The sequence below is a fragment of the Streptomyces griseus genome, from assembly GCF_900460065.1.
Classification (GTDB): domain Bacteria; phylum Actinomycetota; class Actinomycetes; order Streptomycetales; family Streptomycetaceae; genus Streptomyces; species Streptomyces griseus.
Genome location: NZ_UAVD01000027.1, coordinates 357,288 through 373,920, shown reverse-complemented (window position 1 = coordinate 373,920; position 16,633 = coordinate 357,288). Strand labels below are relative to the sequence as shown.

Annotated in this window: 10 protein-coding genes; 1 reads left to right on the top strand and 9 read right to left on the bottom strand. The window is 74.3% G+C overall.

Annotated elements, in window-relative coordinates:
- Window positions 1–18 precede the first annotated feature (18 nt).
- The 4 genes from DTB53_RS17570 to guaA all read right to left on the bottom strand — a co-directional run bounded on the left by DTB53_RS17570 (window position 19) and on the right by guaA (window position 4,801).
- Window positions 19–1,287, bottom strand: a complete 1,269-nt coding sequence (locus DTB53_RS17570; protein ID WP_042496353.1) for a hypothetical protein — start codon at window positions 1,285–1,287, stop codon at window positions 19–21.
- Window positions 1,288–1,399: 112 nt separating this feature from the next.
- The gene (locus tag DTB53_RS17565; protein ID WP_012379419.1) at window positions 1,400–2,188 is read right to left on the bottom strand and encodes a class II aldolase/adducin family protein; all 789 of its coding nucleotides are present in this window, start codon (window positions 2,186–2,188) and stop codon (window positions 1,400–1,402) included.
- Window positions 2,189–2,277: 89 nt separating this feature from the next.
- Complete coding sequence (locus DTB53_RS17560) at window positions 2,278–3,033, bottom strand: SAM-dependent methyltransferase (RefSeq protein WP_012379420.1); 756 nt, start codon at window positions 3,031–3,033, stop codon at window positions 2,278–2,280.
- 181 nt (window positions 3,034–3,214) lie between these two features.
- Complete coding sequence (guaA, locus tag DTB53_RS17555; protein WP_003966875.1) at window positions 3,215–4,801, bottom strand: glutamine-hydrolyzing GMP synthase; 1,587 nt, start codon at window positions 4,799–4,801, stop codon at window positions 3,215–3,217.
- 377 nt (window positions 4,802–5,178) lie between these two features.
- Here guaA and DTB53_RS17550 point away from each other — a divergent pair, with 377 nt between their 5' ends.
- The gene (locus DTB53_RS17550; protein WP_012379421.1) at window positions 5,179–5,475 is read left to right on the top strand and encodes a chorismate mutase; all 297 of its coding nucleotides are present in this window, start codon (window positions 5,179–5,181) and stop codon (window positions 5,473–5,475) included.
- A gap of 383 nt (window positions 5,476–5,858) precedes the next feature.
- Here DTB53_RS17550 and DTB53_RS17545 read toward each other — a convergent pair whose 3' ends face one another.
- From DTB53_RS17545 to DTB53_RS17525, 5 genes are all read right to left on the bottom strand, one after another.
- Window positions 5,859–7,595 (bottom strand): hypothetical protein, encoded by a 1,737-nt coding sequence (locus tag DTB53_RS17545; RefSeq protein WP_012379422.1) that lies wholly within the window; start codon window positions 7,593–7,595, stop codon window positions 5,859–5,861.
- 102 nt (window positions 7,596–7,697) lie between these two features.
- Window positions 7,698–9,608 carry a GMC oxidoreductase gene (locus tag DTB53_RS17540; RefSeq protein ID WP_012379423.1) on the bottom strand — a complete coding sequence of 637 codons (1,911 nt, stop codon included), beginning with the start codon at window positions 9,606–9,608 and terminating at the stop codon, window positions 7,698–7,700.
- Window positions 9,609–9,669: 61 nt separating this feature from the next.
- Entirely contained in the window at window positions 9,670–11,286 is a 1,617-nt protein-coding gene (locus DTB53_RS17535; protein WP_003966879.1) for a succinic semialdehyde dehydrogenase, read from the bottom strand.
- Window positions 11,287–11,557: 271 nt separating this feature from the next.
- The gene (locus DTB53_RS17530) at window positions 11,558–13,264 is read right to left on the bottom strand and encodes a serine/threonine-protein kinase (protein ID WP_012379424.1); all 1,707 of its coding nucleotides are present in this window, start codon (window positions 13,262–13,264) and stop codon (window positions 11,558–11,560) included.
- Window positions 13,265–13,493: 229 nt separating this feature from the next.
- Window positions 13,494–16,619, bottom strand: coding sequence for a serine/threonine kinase C-terminal domain-containing protein (locus tag DTB53_RS17525; protein ID WP_042498387.1), 3,126 nt, complete (start codon window positions 16,617–16,619; stop codon window positions 13,494–13,496).
- Window positions 16,620–16,633 lie beyond the last annotated feature (14 nt).

The window sequence follows — 16,633 nt, the reverse complement described above, 5'->3', positions numbered from 1 at the left end:
GCGGCCGGCCGGTGCCGGTCAGTCCGTGACGTCGATCGGGCAGCGGTTGGTCTCCACCCCGGCGGCGGTGACGACCTGGACGTCCACGGTCCCCGGCTCGACCTCGACCGGGACGGGCACCGTCAGGACGGTGTCGGTCGGGTTGGCGAAGCCCCCGGTGACCGGGATCAGCGGTACGTGGACATGGACCGTGCCGATCCGTACGACGAGCCGGGCCAGCCGGTCGGGGGTGCCCGCGCCGGGCGGTACGAAGCCGGCGCCCCGGATCTCGATGTCGTCGCCGGTCCGGATCGGGGCGTCCAGGTCACCGGCCTCCCGGGCCCGCACGACGGACAGCACGACGGGCCGGCCGCCCTCCGCGTACTTCCCGGCGAAGTAGGTCGCGGCCGAGACCGCCACCAGCAGCGCGAGTCCCCACGGCAGGTCGGGCAACTGCTCGGGGCGGCGGGCCAGGCGCACCGCTGCGAACAGCACGGCGACCGCGCTGACCAGCACGTACTGCACATCGGTGAAGGATCCGCGCCCGGAGTCGTCGGTCAGCAGGTCGGCGGCGCGCGGCCGTTCGGCCCGCAGCTTCTGGAGCCGCTGGCCCAGCACCCGTACGGTCACCACGCGGCGCACGACGACCGCGACCGCGCACACGAGCGCCAGCACGGCCACGACCCCGGCGGAGCGCACGAGGTCGAGCCCCTCGATCAGCGCGTCCCGCTCGTCCGGGTCGGAGGCCCCCGCCAGTTGCAGTGCGAGGACCAGCACGGCGAAGACGGCCAGCAGCACCCAGGAGGCGGCGACCGTCCGTGAGGTGGAGAGCCGGTTGTCCTCCCCGATCAGCGGAGCGAGGAGGCCGCCCCGGGCACGGTGGAAGCGGGCGGCGGCGGTGAGCAGCCCGGCCGTGAGGAGGGCGGCGATCAGGGCGGCGGTGCGCGCGGTGGACCAGCCGGCCCCGATCGCGGTGAGGCTCGCACCGACGAGGAGGGCCCCGGCCGTACCCCAGACGGCGAACAGCGTGCCCCGCCAGACCCCGTGGAGCCAGGCGTCACCGGCTTCCCGGGCCCGTTCGGCGACGGTGCGGGCGGACCCGGTCAGCTCGTCGGACACCCACTGCCGGGACGCGGAGGGCGACTGGGCCACCCCGGCGGGAAGCCCCTTGCCTGCTGCCAGTTCGTCCCGTTTGGCGAGGAAAGCGGCGACGGCCCGCCGGTGTCCGCGACGGGCTCCGTGCGGGCAGTCGCCGCACGTACAGCCGCCGCTGTGCGTGCCGCTCGTCCTGGATTCGTCCAACGCCACGGAGGATTACGCCCTTTCCCACCCCGGTAAGCCAACTCACTTGCGATATCTGCGAATTGTGCCGTACCGGGCGACCGGGTCACGCATCGGGGCGCACCGGGGGCGGGTGTCGTCAGAACGTTCGAGCGATCCGCTGCCACAGGGGCTGGTAGTTGATCCAGGCCACCAGGTCGCCGCCGAGGTGGTCGCGGGTGGTGACGGCGTCCCGGTGCGAGATGAGGACGGGTTTCCCGGCGGCCCGCGCCAGCAGCTGCACCTGGCAGGCGCGCTCCATCGTGAGGAACCACCAGGCCGCCGCGTCCACCGAGCCGCCGACGGTCAGCAGCCCGTGGTTGCGCAGGATCACCGCCTTGTGCGGCCCGAGCGCGGCGGCGATCCGCCGGCCCTCGTCCTCGTCCACGACGACCCCGGAGTAGGAGTCGTACAGCGCGTGGTCCTCGAAGAAGGCGCAGGACTCCTGGGTGATCGGCTCGATCGGCTCCCCGAGCGCGGCGAGCGCCCGTCCGTGCGTGGAGTGGGTGTGGGCGACGGCCACGGTGTCCGGGCGGGCCCGGTGCACCGCCGCGTGCACGGCGAACGCGGCCTGGTTGACGTGGAAGCGGCCCCGGACCACCTGGCCGTCGCCGTTGACGAGGATCAGGTCCTGCGGGGTGATGTCGGCGAAGGGAGCGCCGAACGGGTTGACCCAGAAGCAGTCGGCCAGCTCGGGGTCGCGGGCGGTGATGTGCCCGGAGACCCCGTCCTCGTACCCGAGCTGCCCGAACAGCCGCAGCGCGCCCGCCAGCCGCTCCCTGCGGTACGCGCGTTCCTCGTCCGCCGAGGCGTGCACCGGCGGCATCGCGAACTGGAGCTGCTCGACGGGGATCGGGGCGGGGGCGGGCACGGCGACCGGCTCGGACATGGCGGCTCCTCGGGTTCCCTGGGCGTACGGGACCGGAAGTTACCGCCGGGTGGGCCAGGTGGCCAGAGGCGTGACGCCCCCGCGCCCGATCAGGTGCCGAGCACCAGATAGGCGAGCGTGAAGGACGAGCGGTAGCCGCCGTAGTAGCCGGTGCGGCGGGCGTCGATCTCGGCCGTCACCTCGGCGAGCAGCGGATGGTCCGGGTGTTCCAGCGCCCAGCGCTGTCCGCGTCCGATCGGGCCCTCGGACTCGAAGAGGTCCCACTCGCGCTCGTCGGCGCAGGTGACCTGGAGGGCGCGCAGCCCGACGGACTCCGCCAGCCGGATCAGCTCCAGCAGCGACCCGAAGTCTCCGGGCTCCGCACCGAGGCCCTCCAGCGCCGCCGGGGTCGGCTCCGTCAGCCAGACCCCCTCGCCGAACAGGACGCGTCCGCCGGGGCGCACGGTGGCGGCGAGGGCGGTGAGGGCTTCACGGGTGGTTCCCGGCCAGGCGTGCGAGGAGCCGATGGAGACGGCGAGGTCGTAGCCTCCCCCGGTCCATTCGGCGGCGGACACCTCGTGGAACCGCACCCGGTCACCGAGCCCCCGTTCCCCGGCGAGCTGCCGGCCGCGCGCGACGGCGGCCGGGTCGGTCTCGACGCCGTCCCCGGTGGCCCCGGGCGCGGCGTCGACGAGGCGCATCAGCAGTTCGCCCCAGCCGGATCCGAGGTCGACGATCCGGGAACCGGGGGCGGGGGCGCAGGCGGCGACGAGCCGGGCCGCGTGCTCCTCGGAGAGCGGGGTGTTCCAGGTGAGGCGGTCATTGCCGGCGGCGGAGATGATGGCGCGGACTTCTTCGGCGGACATGGTGGAGGAGCCTGGCACGGGCGGCGAGGCCGGTGCCAGGGATTTCCTCCGGACGGCGCCGGCTGATCGCCCGATCACGCTCCACCGAATCGTCCGCTACCCACCTCGACGACAATGCCGCCGCCCAAACGAATGAGCGACGGCATCGGCGTTGACGTGGGAGCTCAGAGAGCGGGAAAGGTCACTCCCACTCGATGGTCCCCGGCGGCTTGCTCGTCACGTCGAGGACGACGCGGTTGACCTCGGCGACCTCGTTGGTGATGCGGGTGGAGATCTTCGCCAGCGTCTCGTACGGCAGGCGCGACCAGTCGGCCGTCATGGCGTCCTCGGAGGAGACCGGGCGCAGCACGATCGGGTGACCGTAGGTGCGGCCGTCGCCCTGCACGCCGACCGAGCGGACGTCGGCGAGGAGGACCACGGGGCACTGCCAGATGTCGCGGTCCAGCCCGGCCGCCGTCAGCTCCTCACGGGCGATGGCGTCGGCGTCGCGGAGCAGGTCCAGGCGCTCCTTGGTGACCTCGCCGACGATGCGGATGCCGAGGCCGGGGCCGGGGAACGGCTGGCGCTGGACGATCTCGTCGGGGAGGCCCAGCTCCTGGCCGACCATCCGGACCTCGTCCTTGAACAGCTGGCGCAGCGGCTCGACGAGCTCGAACTCGATGTCGTCGGGGAGGCCGCCGACGTTGTGGTGGGACTTGATGTTGGCGGTGCCGGTGCCGCCGCCGGACTCGACCACGTCGGGGTAGAGCGTGCCCTGGACGAGGAAGGCGACCTCGGGGCCCTCCTCCTGGAGGATCTCCAGCTGGGCCTGCTCGAAGACGCGGATGAACTCGCGGCCGATGATCTTCCGCTTCTGCTCCGGGTCGGACACACCGGCCAGGGCGTCGAGGAAGCGCTTCTCCGCGTCGACCACCTTGAGCTTCGCGCCGGTCGCGGCGACGAAGTCCTTCTCGACCTGCTCGGTCTCGCCCTTGCGCATGAGGCCGTGGTCCACGTACACGCAGGTGAGCTGGGAGCCGATGGCCTTCTGGACGAGGGCCGCGGCGACCGCGGAGTCCACACCGCCGGAGAGGCCGCAGATGGCGCGCTTGTCGCCGACCTGCTCGCGGATGAGGGCGATCTGCTCCTCGACCACGTTGGTGGTGGTCCAGTTCGGCTCGATGCCCGCGCCGCGGTAGAGGAAGTGCTCCAGGACCTGCTGGCCGTGGGTGGAGTGCATGACCTCCGGGTGGTACTGGACGCCGTAGAGCTTCTTCTCGTCGTTCTCGAAGGCGGCGACCGGGACCACGTCGGTGGACGCGGTGACGGCGAAGCCCTCGGGGGCCGCCGAGCAGGCGTCGCCGTGCGACATCCACACCGGCTGCTCGGTGGGCGTGCCCTCGAAGAGGGTCGAGCCCGCCTTGGTGACGTGCAGGGGGGTACGGCCGTACTCGCGGGCCCCGTTGTCGTCGACCGTGCCGCCGAGCGCGGTGGCCATCAGCTGGAAGCCGTAGCACATGCCGAAGACCGGCACCCCGGCCTCGAAGATCGCGCGGTCCAGGGACGGCGCGCCCTCCGCGTACACCGACGAGGGGCCGCCGGAGAGGATGATCGCGCGCGGGTTCTTCGCCAGCATCTCGGCCACCGGCATGGTGGACGGGACGATCTCGCTGTAGACCCGGGCCTCACGGACTCGGCGGGCGATGAGCTGGGCGTACTGCGCGCCGAAGTCGACGACGAGGACCACGTCGGCCGTGGCGTCGGGGGCGGCGGGGGGTGCTGCTGGCACGGGGCGGCCTTCCGGCGGTGGTGAAGGGGGTCGGTTCTTCCGATTCTACCGGCCGTGCGCGGACCCTCCGCCGGGCCGGGGGCGGGGGCCGACGCCCCGAGATCGGTTCGCGGGGCGTCGGCGGACCGGCGGGCGGGGCGTCTCAGGATCCGGGCCCCGTTTTGTGGGGGCCGCCGGGCCGGGGCCATACTGTCCCCATGCGTCAGCACACGACCTTCGTCTTTACCTATGGCATCCGGCCCGCCGGCTGCCATGGTCGTGCTGCTTGAGCTACTGACAAGCAACGTTCCAGGCGCCCCGGGCCGACAGGCCCGGGGCGTCTCGCGTGTCCGGGTCCGTAGCTCCGGGGGGCCGTCACCCCACCGGGAGTCACCACCATGAGCAGCAGCACCACGGACACCACCGCGGCCACCGGCGCGCGCACCGACGAGGCAGCCGCCCTGATCGGCGGCGCACGGGAGCGCATCGACGCTCTCGACGACCGGATCATCGGCCTCGTCCAGGAACGGATGGCCGTCTCGTCGGTGATCCAGGAGGCCCGGATCACCTCCGGCGGCCGGCGGGTCAACCTCTCCCGGGAGACGGCCGTGCTCGGCCACTACAGGGAGGCGCTGGGCAAGCCGGGCACCGCCCTGGCGATGACGCTCCTGGAGCTGTGCCGCGGCCGGGTGTGAGAGCGATGGGCGGCGCCCGGACGGAACGGTTCTCCACCCGCCTCGCACGGGCCGTATCTGCGTTCGGGGCCCGTCTCACCCGTACGGCGCGTGACCGGGAGCGCGGTGCCTTCGTTGAGCCTGATGTCCGTGCCAACCAGGGGCGGCGTCGGCAGGAAACCACGCGTGGCTCCGCCGGGGAGTGTGACGTACCGCAGGTGCGTCGTGGGACCACGACCCGGCGTATGTGACCGGTCCGCAGGGGACAGCGGCCCGGTCACCCCATATGCGGCCGTACCCGGGGACGCCCGGGTCGGCCGCATCGGAACATCTCCGGGCGGAGGCCCGTTCCCTCCTCCGCCCCCTCTCCACGACTCTCTTCTCCGCCGCGCCTCCGCCGCGGGTCAGTCGTGCCGCGCGGCCCGTCGCCGTGCCGCCGTGAACAGCACCAGGCCCGCCGCCAGCGCGGCGGTCGCCGCGCCCGAGGCGATCAGCGCGCTCGACCCCGTCGCGGCGAGGCCGCCCCCGCCGCCGGAGCCCCCGGCCGTACCCGCCGAGCCGCCGGGCGTGGCGGAGGCCGAGGGGCCGGGGGCGCCGGACGGGCTCTCCGCCGGGTCCGGGGCCGGGGTGGGCGGTTGTCCGGAGCCGCCCGTCGGGCCGCCGGGCCCGGAGCCGCCGCTCTCGCCGTTGAGGACCAGGTACGCGGTGTTGTTGACGGGTTCGGGGTCGAACGGCAGCTTCGGGTTCTGGAGCCAGGGGGCGCGGACGGTGACCGCCCCCTCCGCGCCCACCAGGGCCTCGTCGATCCGCAGCTCGAACGGCAGGTCGAGGCCGCCGTCGTCCCGCACCGCAGCCGTAGTGGGGCAGAGGTAGCGCGGCGCGGGGCTCGTCTGGTCCTCGCGGTGTCCGCCGGCCGCGGTAGCGGCGCGGCAGAGGCCGGGCTTCGCGGTGACGGTCGCGCCCCGGGGGACGGTGAAGTCGAGGGTGGCGACGGCCTCGCCCGAGCGGAGGTGTCCGATCCAGGCCGGGCCCTCGTTGCGGAAGCCGAGGTCGGCCTTGACCGTGGAACCCTCGGCACCGGAAACCCGGTCGCCGTACGCCACGAAGTCGGCCGTGTTCTCCGTACGGAAGTCGGCCTCGTGCTGGTTGTCCCACGGGGCGAGGTCTCCGCCCCGGGCGACGGCCGCACCCGTCTTCGGGGCCTTCACCGGAACGGCCCGCAGGACGCTGCCGTCGCCGCGCTCGAAGGGGGCGCCCGCGCGCCGGTCCCCGCGCCGGTCGGCGCTGTCCTCGTGGATGCTGTAGACGAACGTGTCCTGGTAGGCGCGGGTGGTGGCCTCGATGGTCAGCGGGGTCTCCAGGGTGTAGGTCGCGCCCACCTCGAAGGAGCCCGGGACGGAGCAGAGGACGGTGGTCCGGCCGGAGCCCCGGGGGCCCGCGTCGTCCTCGGTGTACGCGCAGTTGGAGTAGCGCTCGGGGATGTCGAGGCCGCGGGAGTACACCAGGCCGAGGAGGACGCCCTCGGCGTCGCGGGTGCCCCGGTTGGTGAACGTGATCGGGGCCTGCTGCTTGTCGCCCGGCTTCGTCCGCTCCTTGAAGGGGAGCTCCTCCATCACGAGGTCGGGGCCGCCGACGGTGACCTCGGTGGTGAACGGGGTGAAGGTCGCGCCCTTCGACCGCCCGGTCACCGTGATCGTGCCGGTGTCGCCCTCCTCGCTGCCCTCGGCGGCGGTGAGCAGGAGGTCGCCGATACCCCGGAGACCGGACCGGATGCCGCGGTCCGTGCAGACCGCCTTCGCTCCGGTGACCTCGCAGTCCGCGTTCTCCCCGACCGCCGCGTCGGCGACGCCCGCGAGGCCGCTGAGGTCGAAGGTGACGGTGAACTCCGTCTCGTCGTCCTCGTCCCCCTCCTCCCCGCCCGGGTTGTCGACGGTGAATCCGACCGTGGACCGCTCCGGTTCACCGCTCCGCGGGTACGGGTACAGGGCGGTCTCGGCGGGGCCGCCGAGGACGAGCACCGGGAGGTCGGCGGCGTGCGCCGGGGCGGCGGTCCCGGCGAGCGTGGCCGCGGCCAGCAGGCCCGTGGCGGCGAGGGAGCCCGCCGCGCGGTGCAGCGCGGACCTCGGGGAACAGGGTGTCATCGGGGACCTCTGGAACTCGGCAGGAGCTGTGGGGGCCGCTGTGGCAGTTGTCGCGGTACGGGTTCGACCGCGCAGCTCGCCGAAGAGTTGCCCGGATGAAGATCACGGATTGGGTACGGGTGTGTTCCCGACGCCCTTCACGTCCGCCCCGGCCTCCGCCGTCCCCTTCGGCGGCACCACGGGGATGCCCAGGAACGGCAGCTTCAGCGCGCCGAACGCCTCCTTCGGCACGGTCGGCGCGAGCGGCTCGACGGGGGTGAGCCGCTCGTAGGCCCCGCCCTGCTCCGGGCGCGGGTCCGCCTCGCCCTTGTTGGGCCAGAAGGACATCGCGCGTTCGGCCTGGGCCGTGATGGTCAGCGAGGGGTTGACGCCGAGGTTGGCGGAGACCGCGGAGCCGTCGACGACGCTGATGCCGGGGTGGCCGTAGAGCCGGTGGTACGGGTCGATGACGCCTTCCTCGGCGCTCGCGCCGATCGGGCAGCCGCCGAGGAAGTGGGCGGTGAGCGGGGTGCCCATCAGCTCGCCGACGTTGGACCCGGCGAAGCCGTTGATCTCCTCGGCGAGCAGGCTCGCGCCGAGGGTCGCCTCCGGGATCTGCGTCGGGTTGGGGGCGCCGTGGCCCTGGCGGGCGGTGAGCAGGCCCTTTCCGACGCCGCCCGGTTTGCGGTACGTGGTCAGGGAGTTGTCCAGCGACTGCATGACCAGGCCGATGATGGTGCGCTCGGACCAGCGGCGGTTGGAGAGCGAACGGGCGGCGAGGGTGGGGTGCTTGACCATGTTGGCGATCCAGCCGCGCACCCGGTGGGCCCCGTAGGGGACCTGGAGGACCGTCAGCGCGCCCATGGCGTTGGAGCCCCGGCCGTAGCGGACGGGCTCGATGTGGGTGTTGTCGTCGGGGTGGATCGACGAGGTGATGGCGACGCCCCGGGTGAAGTCGGCCTTGGCGGTGCCGTGCTTCCTGCGGTAGCGGCGGTCGCTGGTCTGCGCGCCCACCAGACCCTCGGAGTTGGTCCGGGTCAGCTCGCCGAGCTTCGCGGAGAGGCGGGGCAGCAGTCCCCGGTCCTTCATGGTGTGCAGGAGGGTCTGGGTGCCGTACGTCCCGGCGGCGACGACGACCTTGCGGGCGCGCAGCCTCGTGGGCTTCGCCCGGCGGCGGCGGTCGGTGGGGACCGTGAGGACGCGGTAGCCGCCCTCGGGGTCGTCGGTGACGGCGACGACGGAGGTCATCGGGTGGATAACCGCTCCGGCCCGCTCGGCGAGGTACAGGTAGTTCTCGTTGAGGGTGTTCTTCGCGCCGTGGCGGCAGCCCGTCATGCACTCGCCGCACTCGGTGCAGGCCTTGCGGTCGGGGCCCGCGCCGCCGAAGTACGGATCGGGGACGGTGGAGCCGGCCTTGGCCCGCGCGGTGCCGTCGGCGTCCTTGCCGTCGCCGAAGAAGACGCCGACCGGGGTCATGTGGAAGGTGTCGCCGACGCCCATGGCCTGCGCGACGGCCTTGAGGTGGATGTCGGACGGGGTCATCGTCGGGTTGAGACGGACCCCGAGCATCCGGCGGGCCTGGTCGTAGTACGGCTTCAGCTCGTCCTGCCAGTCGGTGATCGAGGCCCACTGGCGGTCCTCGAAGAACGGGGCGGGCGGCACGTACAGGGTGTTGGCGTAGTTGAGCGATCCGCCGCCGACCCCGGCCCCGGCGAGCACCATGACGTTGCCGAGGAGGTGGATGCGCTGGAGGCCGAAGAGGCCGAGGGCGGGCGCCCAGAGGTAGTTCTTCAGGTCCCAGGAGGTCTTGGGGAGGGTGCCGGGGGTGAAGCGGCGGCCCGCCTCCAGGACTCCGACGCGGTACCCCTTCTCGGTCAGCCGGAGCGCCGACACCGCGCCCCCGAAGCCCGATCCGACGACCAGGACGTCGTAGTCGTACGCGGCGTCGTCCTCGGCCGGCACAGGGCTCGCCGGGACAGGGTCCGTCGGCGCGGGGCTCACGGCCCGGTTCTGGGCATGGCTGTCCTGGGACATGGCACTCCTCGAAACGGAATCGGTACGAAAAGGGCGGACGTCGCCGCGGCCCTCGGGGCGTTCAGCGCAGCCGGAAGGCCTTCATCGCCTTGAGGCTGCTGGTCATGAGCGCGGCGTACTTCTCGTCGTCCAGCCCGAAGGAGGGCGCGAGCGGCATCAGCCGCTGCTGGGCGACGGTCTGGGCCTCGGTGTACTTGAGGATGCCCTCGGAGCCGTGCCGCCGGCCGAGGCCGGAGTCCTTCATGCCGCCCATCGGGGCCTGGACGCTGCCGTAGGCGGGGGCGAACCCCTCGTTGATGTTGACGGTGCCGGTGCGCAGCCGGGCCGCGACCCGGTGGCCGCGCCGGGAGTCGGTGGTCCAGACGCTGGAGTTGAGGCCGTACGGGGTGGCGTTGGCCAGCGCGATCACCTCGTCCTCGTCACGGAAGCGGTAGATCGAGACGACCGGCCCGAAGGTCTCCTCGGTGCAGACGGCCATCGGGGCCTCCACCCCGTCGAGGATGGTCGGCTCGTAGAACAGGGGGCCGATGTCGGGGCGGGCCACGCCGCCGGCGACGAGCGTCGCACCCTTCTCGACGGCCTCGTCCACGTGGCGCGTGACGGCCTCCAGCTGGCGTTCGCCGACGAGGGAGCCCATGTCGGCCCCGTAGGCGAGGGCGCTGCCGAGCCGCATGGCCTTCGTCCGGGTGGCGAAGCGCTCCACGAAGTCGTCGGCGATCGACTCGTGGACGTACAGCCGCTCGATGGAGATGCAGAGCTGTCCGGCGGAGGCGAAGCAGGCGCGGACGGCTCCGGCGGCGGCCTTCTCGACGTCGGCGTCCTTCAGCACGAGCATGGCGTTCTTGCCGCCGAGCTCCAGGGAGACGCCGACCAGCCGGGACGCGGCGCCGACGGCGACCTCGCGGCCGGTGCGGGTGGAGCCGGTGAAGGAGACGTAGTCGGCGCGGCTGACGACCTCGGGGCCCACGACGGGCCCCTCGCCGAGGACGACCTGGAAGACCTCGGCGGGCAGCCCGGCCTCGATCAGCAGGTCCCGGGCCCACAGGGCGGTGAGCGCGGTCTCCGTGTCGGGCTTCATCACGACGGCGTTGCCGGAGACGAACGCGGGCAGCGCGTCGCCCACGGAGAGCTCCAGCGGGTAGTTCCAGGGGGCGATCTGGCCGACGACGCCGCGCGGCTGCCGCAGCTCGGTGACCTTGGTGAGGACCGGGACCACACCGGTGTGGCGGCGGGGCTTGAGGTAGGCGGCGGCCTTGCGCCCGTAGTGGCGGGCGGCGATGGCGATGGCCTGCACCTCCTCGTGGGCGTGCAGGCGGGCCTTGCCGGTCTCCAGCTGGATGAGGTCGAGGACCTCGGCCTGGCGGCCGAGGACGAGGTCGTGGAAGCGCAGCAGGACGGCGGCGCGCTGCCGTACGGGGAGGGCGGCCCAGACGGGCTGGGCGGCGCGGGCCCGGTCGAAGGCGGTGGCGACGTCCTCGGGGGTGGACTCGGGCAGGTCGGCCAGCTTCTCCCCGGTGAAGGGGGTGTGGTTGGCCGTGCGGCCCGATCCGACGACGCCCCGGGTCAGCTGGGCGATCACCTCGGGGGTGACCACGTCGGCGGCGTTGCGCACCCCGGCGGGGGCGACCGCCACGGGGTTGGTGCCGAGAGGGGCGTCAGGGGCCTGCGAGTCCGTCATGAGGCCGAGAGTATGTCCCGCCGCAGCCTTTGGGTACCCGTGGGTAACAGTTTTTCACAGGACCCGCCACCCCCGCCGGGCACCCCCTTCGAACGAGCCAGTGATCGCTGGCGGCATAACCGCTGATCAGTGGCTATGCGGCCGACCACGCCCCGGCCGACCGGCCCTGGGCCGCCGGGAGAAGTGAATCCCCGGCCCCGATGGCCCGCCCGGGAGGAGCGGGCCGGGTGCGCCCTCCGGCGGGAGCGTCGCGCGCCCGTCGGGCGAGCGGTCACTGCTGGGGTTTCGGGGCGCTCCAGCTGCGCAGCATGATGTCGAACTTCTCGCGGCTGGCCTCCCAGCCCTCCTGCGGGGCGGTCAGGTACAGCGCGTACTCGGGTCCGCCGGGACCCCCGTAGTACATCTGGTCGATCCCGTGCCGGGGCCCCGGGTGGTCCCTGGTCTCGTTCCAGGTGAACTCCCAGAGCGCGCCCGGCCGGTCACGGAAGGTGTTCTTCTCCATCCCGATCCGCTGGTAGCCCGGCAGCCGCTCGGAGAGCTGCTCCTCCATGTTCTCCATGTGCAGATACGGATGCTCGAAGTCCGGGTCCGGGTCGACGCTGATGCGGATCCGGTGGGCCCCGCCGTCCGGCGTGTAGTCGATCTGCCCGTCCTGGACCTGCCGCGTCCAGTCCTCCGGCACGACCAGGCTGAACCCCGCCGGGTCGTCGACCCGGCGCCAGCCGTCGGGTATCTCCGGCATCCCGTCCGAGGGGCCGGCCGACTCCGGGGTGGTCCGCTCCGCGGACGGTGTGCCGCCGGCGGCCGTGCTGCCGCCGGTTCCCCCGGGGGCGTCCGGGCCCTGCGCGTACTTCATCGCGAACAGCCCGGCCACGCCCCCCAGCACGGCGGCGGCGACGACCACGACGAGCACCGTGCGCCAGCGGGACCCGGCGCGCCGGGTCACCGGAGCGGAGGAGGCGGGGCCGGCGAACGGGGCGGCGGGCTCCGGGACGGGAGCGGGCGCCGGCGTGGTGGAAGGGCTCGCCCGGGGCAGCCGGGCGGTGGCGCCGTCGGAACCGTCGGCGTCCGCGTCCTGGTGGGCGTACCGGGCGTCCTCGGAGAAGCGCTGGGTCGGGACGTGCGCCTGGGCGGCACGGGGTTCGCGGCCGTCCATGGCGTCCAGCAGCATCTGCTCGGTCTGGGCGGCCGTGGGCCGCTCGTCCGGGTCCTTGCGGAGCAGCGCGGTGATCACGGCCCCGAGCGGACCGGCGTTGACCGGGGCGGGCGGCTCCTCGGTGACGACGGCCTGCATGGTGGAGATCGGGGACGCACGGCGGAACGGGGAGGTCCCCTCGACCGCCGTGTACAGCGTGGCGCCCAACGACCAGAGGTCGGAGGCGGGTCCCGGATCGCCGCCGCGTACCCGTTCGGGGGCGAGGTAGTCGATGGAGCCGACCAGTTCGCCGGTACGGGTGATGGTGGAGTCGCCCTCGATCGCGGCGATCCCGAAGTCCGTCAGCAGCACCTGGCCGTCGCGCGCCAGCAGCACGTTGCCGGGCTTGACGTCGCGGTGCAGCACCCCGGCCGCGTGCGCCGCGCGCAGGGCGCTCAGGACGTGCAGCCCGATCCGGGCGGCCTCGCGCGGGGCGACCTCGCCGCTCTCCTTGGCGGAGTCGGCGAGCGAGGGCCCGTCGACGTACTGCATGACGATCCAGGGGCGGTTGTCGTACTCGATCACGTCGTGGACGGTGACGACGCCGGGGTGCGTGATGCGCGCCGCCGCTCGCGCCTCCTTCTGCGTCCTGGCGTGCAGGACGAGCCGGTCGGCCTCGGCGACGTACAGCCCGGCCGTCAACTCCTTGACGGCGACGGTGCGGTGCAGCACCTCGTCGTGGGCGCGCCAGACCTTGCCCATGCCACCCCGGCCGAGGACGTCGCCCAGCCGGTAGCGCCCCGCCAGCACCAGTCCCGCGTCCGTGCCCTGAGATCGATCCACGTGAAGTCCCCGCCCCGTTCCTCGAATGGCCAGATTACGGAGGGGCGGCGCCGAGGCGGAACCGGGGATCGCCCACGAGACCGCACTGTGATGGTTGTCGGCACCGCACAACACCCCGGGCGCGGCGGCGGCGATGACGGGCGATCAGGCGGGCGGACCGGACGGGCGCTTGTGCGCGCCCGGGGGAGGCGGACGGGTGGGTGCGCGCGCGGCCGGGGGTGACCGGCGGTCAGGTGACCCGGTACGAGGCGATGGCCTGCTCGTAGATCTCGGTGACCTTGTCGCGGTCGCTCTCCGGCCCGATGACCTGGATGACGTGGTACCTGCCGTCGACGATCATGGCGAGATTGCGGACGTACACCTCGCGCCCGCCGCTCTCCTGCCAGGTGAACTGCCCCTCGGCCATGGCCTGCCGGCCGACGTCGACCCGGCGCAGTCCGGACGAGGAGGACCAGGTCGAGTCGCGGAACGGCTGGAGTTCGGGCTCCTTGTCCCGCTGGTAGTCCAGCGGATCGCCGCCCCCGGCCTTCACCGTGTCCCGGCCGGGCACCACGAGCAGGGTGAACCCGTCGCTGCCGTAGCGGATCTGCCGGTTCACGTTGGCGGGGCTGCGCTGCCAGTCCTTCGGCACGCCGACCTCGAAGCCCTCCGCGTCCTTGCGGAGCGCGTAGCCGGAGGCGAGCGCCACGGCCGACCGGCTGGTCTGCGGTTGCTGGGAGCCGGGATCGGCGGACCCGTCCTCGGAGGCGGACGGGCCGGGCTCCCCCGAGGCGGCGGGCGGAGCGGCGGAGCCGGTGGGCGCGGGTGCTCCGGTGTCCTTGCCGGGCTCCTGCTTGGGCATGAACAGCACGGCGAAGGCAATGGCGGCGACCATCAGCAGCAGGATGAGGACGAGCAGCAGCCGGCCCAGCTTGCGCGGGGAGCCCTCGCCCCGGCGCGGCGGCTCCCGCAGCACCCGGGGCTCCTTGGGCGCGCGCGGCGGGCGGGCCGGGCGCTCCTCCTCCCAGCTCTCCACGGGCATCCGCACGGACCGCTCGGGCGGCAGCAGGGACTCCTCGCGGTCCCGCTGCCCGCCGCCACCGCGCTGCGGCTGCCGGCGCTTGCCCTGGCGGTGCCTGCCCTGCGCCGAGCCGCCGCCGAAGCGGCCCCGGCGCCGGCGGACCAGCTCGCCCCTGCGGCGTACGACGGGGAGCCGGGTGGCGTCGGGTGCGGGCAGGGTGACGACGTCGGCGCCCGCCTCCGGCTCCGGCGCCGAGCGCACCAGCGAGCGCAGCCAGCCGCTCAGCTCCTCGAAGTCCGGTCGCTCCGTGGGGTCCTGGCGCAGCAGCGACTCCACGACGGGCCGCAGCGGTCCGCACTCCTCCGCGAAGGCGGGCGGCTCCCCGCACACCATCTGGACGAGCTCGGCCGCGTTCTCCTCCGGGTAGGGGGCGTGGCCCTGCACGGCGCGGTAGAGGAGTGCGCCGAGCGCCCACAGGTCGGTGGAGGGGCCGATCGGGGGCGCGAGCTGCCAGTTCTCGTGGACGGGGCCCGCCTGCTCGGGGGCCCAGCGCTCGGTGACGGCTCCGACGACGGCGATCCGGGCCTGGCGGGCGCGCTCGGCGGCGAGCGGGGTGGCGGGGCCCCGGTAGACGGCGGGCTCGTCGCCGCCCGCGACGGCCTCCTCCCAGGCCCCGGAGGGCGTCCGTCCGTCCCGGGCCGGGGCGGTGCGCGCGAGCTGCTTGGGGGCGGGGGCCGGCGGGCCGGGCCGCCGGGAGTCGGCGCGCAGCGCGTCCTCGCCGGAGCCGCCCGCGGAGACGGGCCGGGCGCCGGGTCCGTCGTCCCAGGTCCCGGCGAGGTGGACGCGGCGGACCGGCGGCCGGGGCCCGTGCCCGTCGTCCTCGTCGTCCTCGTCCTCGTCGTCGTAGGGGTCCCCGGCGGGGATGCCCCAGGGGGAGGCCGGCCCGGGTGCCACGGAGCCCGGGGCCGGGGCGCCGGGCGCGGGGCGCTGCGGCGGGAGGATGCCGGTGTCGGCGTCCGGGTCCGTGTCACCTCCGGCTCCGGTGGCGCCGCCGGCGCCGGGGGCGGGCGCGCGGCCCTCCGGCGACGCCTTGGTGAGGTCGGCCCGGGCGCGGTCGGTCTGCTGCCGCTCCTCGGTGACCCGGGCGGCGGCCCGGGCGCCCGCCCGGTAGGCGGCGATGGCTCCGGCGCGCGCGGCCCGCAGCTGGGCGGCGCTCGCGGCGCCGGGCTCGGCGGGGGGCGGCACGGCGGTGTACGGGACGGCGGGAGCCGCGGGGCGCGGGACGATCTCCTGCCCGCCGTGCGACGCGTGGGGCCCGGCCTCCGGTCCGGCGGACGGGGGGTCGTACCGGTCGTCGTGGCGGTCGCCGGACCGGTCGTCGTGGTCCTGGTGGCGGTCGTGGTCCTCGTGGCGGTCGTCGTCCCCGCGCGGTGCGTACCCCCGCGGCAGCGACGGAACGGCGGGCCTCCGGTCCGCCCGGCCCGAAGGGTCGTCGCCCTCGTCGGGGTACTCCGCGACATCCGCGACATCCGCGACATCCGCGTCCGCGTACTCCGCGTACTCCGCGTGCCGCTCGCCGACCGCGTACTCCGCGACGGCCGCGTAGCCGCCGTCGTCGACGGACCCGTACCCCTCGGCCGGCGCGTACTCCGTGTCGGTCCTCGCCGGCGGAAGCGCGTAGCTCCCGTCGAGCCCCCTCGTCGGCGCGGCCTCGACGGCCGGGATGCCGTACGTGGTGGGGCCGGCCACCGGGTCGGTGTCGGGCGCCGGGCCCGGGGCGTATCCGCAGAGCGCCTCCTCGGCGGCGCCCGCCGCGAGACCGGTGAGCATGACGCGGCCGTCGTCGCAGACCAGGACCGTGCGCACGGTGATGTTGCGGTGGGTCCAGCCGTGCGCGTGGAGCACCCGCAGGGCGGTGAGCACGTCGGAGCCGATCTCGGCCGCCCGGTAGGGGTTGAGGGGGCGTTCGGCGAGGAGGGCGGCGAGCGGACGGGCCGGGACGAGCTCGCTCACTATCCACAGCGAGCCCGCTTCGGCGAACACGTCGAAGACCTGGTCGAGCCGGGGGTGGTCGGGCACCTGGGCGGCGGCCTGCGCGGCCTCGATCGCCCTCCGGACCGCCGGGTCCGTGCTGCGGCGGACCGCCCGCCCGGTGGCGCGGCCGGTGGCGGCGGGCCGGCCGTCGGCGTCGAGCACCTCCGCGTCCACGACCTCCGGCAACGGCACCTGGCGGATCAGGACTTCCTGTCCGCTATAGGTGTCGAACGCCCGGGTCTCGACCAGTTCGTACCCGTCGGACGGGGGCAGCGGAAGGCGGTAGCGGTCGGCAAGCACCCGACCCGCGTAGTCGTCCACGACGCCTCCCCACA

What these genes read in the sequence shown, in the direction of transcription:
- DTB53_RS17565 (WP_012379419.1), bottom strand. Translation starts at nt 2,188, where the DNA reads ATGTCCGAGCCGGTCGCCGTGCCCGCCCCCGCCCCGATCCCCGTCGAG.
- DTB53_RS17560 (WP_012379420.1), bottom strand. Translation starts at nt 3,033, where the DNA reads ATGTCCGCCGAAGAAGTCCGCGCCATCATCTCCGCCGCCGGCAATGAC.
- DTB53_RS17550 (WP_012379421.1), top strand. Translation starts at nt 5,179, where the DNA reads ATGAGCAGCAGCACCACGGACACCACCGCGGCCACCGGCGCGCGCACC.
- DTB53_RS17545 (WP_012379422.1), bottom strand. Translation starts at nt 7,595, where the DNA reads ATGACACCCTGTTCCCCGAGGTCCGCGCTGCACCGCGCGGCGGGCTCC.
- DTB53_RS17540 (WP_012379423.1), bottom strand. Translation starts at nt 9,608, where the DNA reads ATGTCCCAGGACAGCCATGCCCAGAACCGGGCCGTGAGCCCCGCGCCG.
- DTB53_RS17535 (WP_003966879.1), bottom strand. Translation starts at nt 11,286, where the DNA reads ATGACGGACTCGCAGGCCCCTGACGCCCCTCTCGGCACCAACCCCGTG.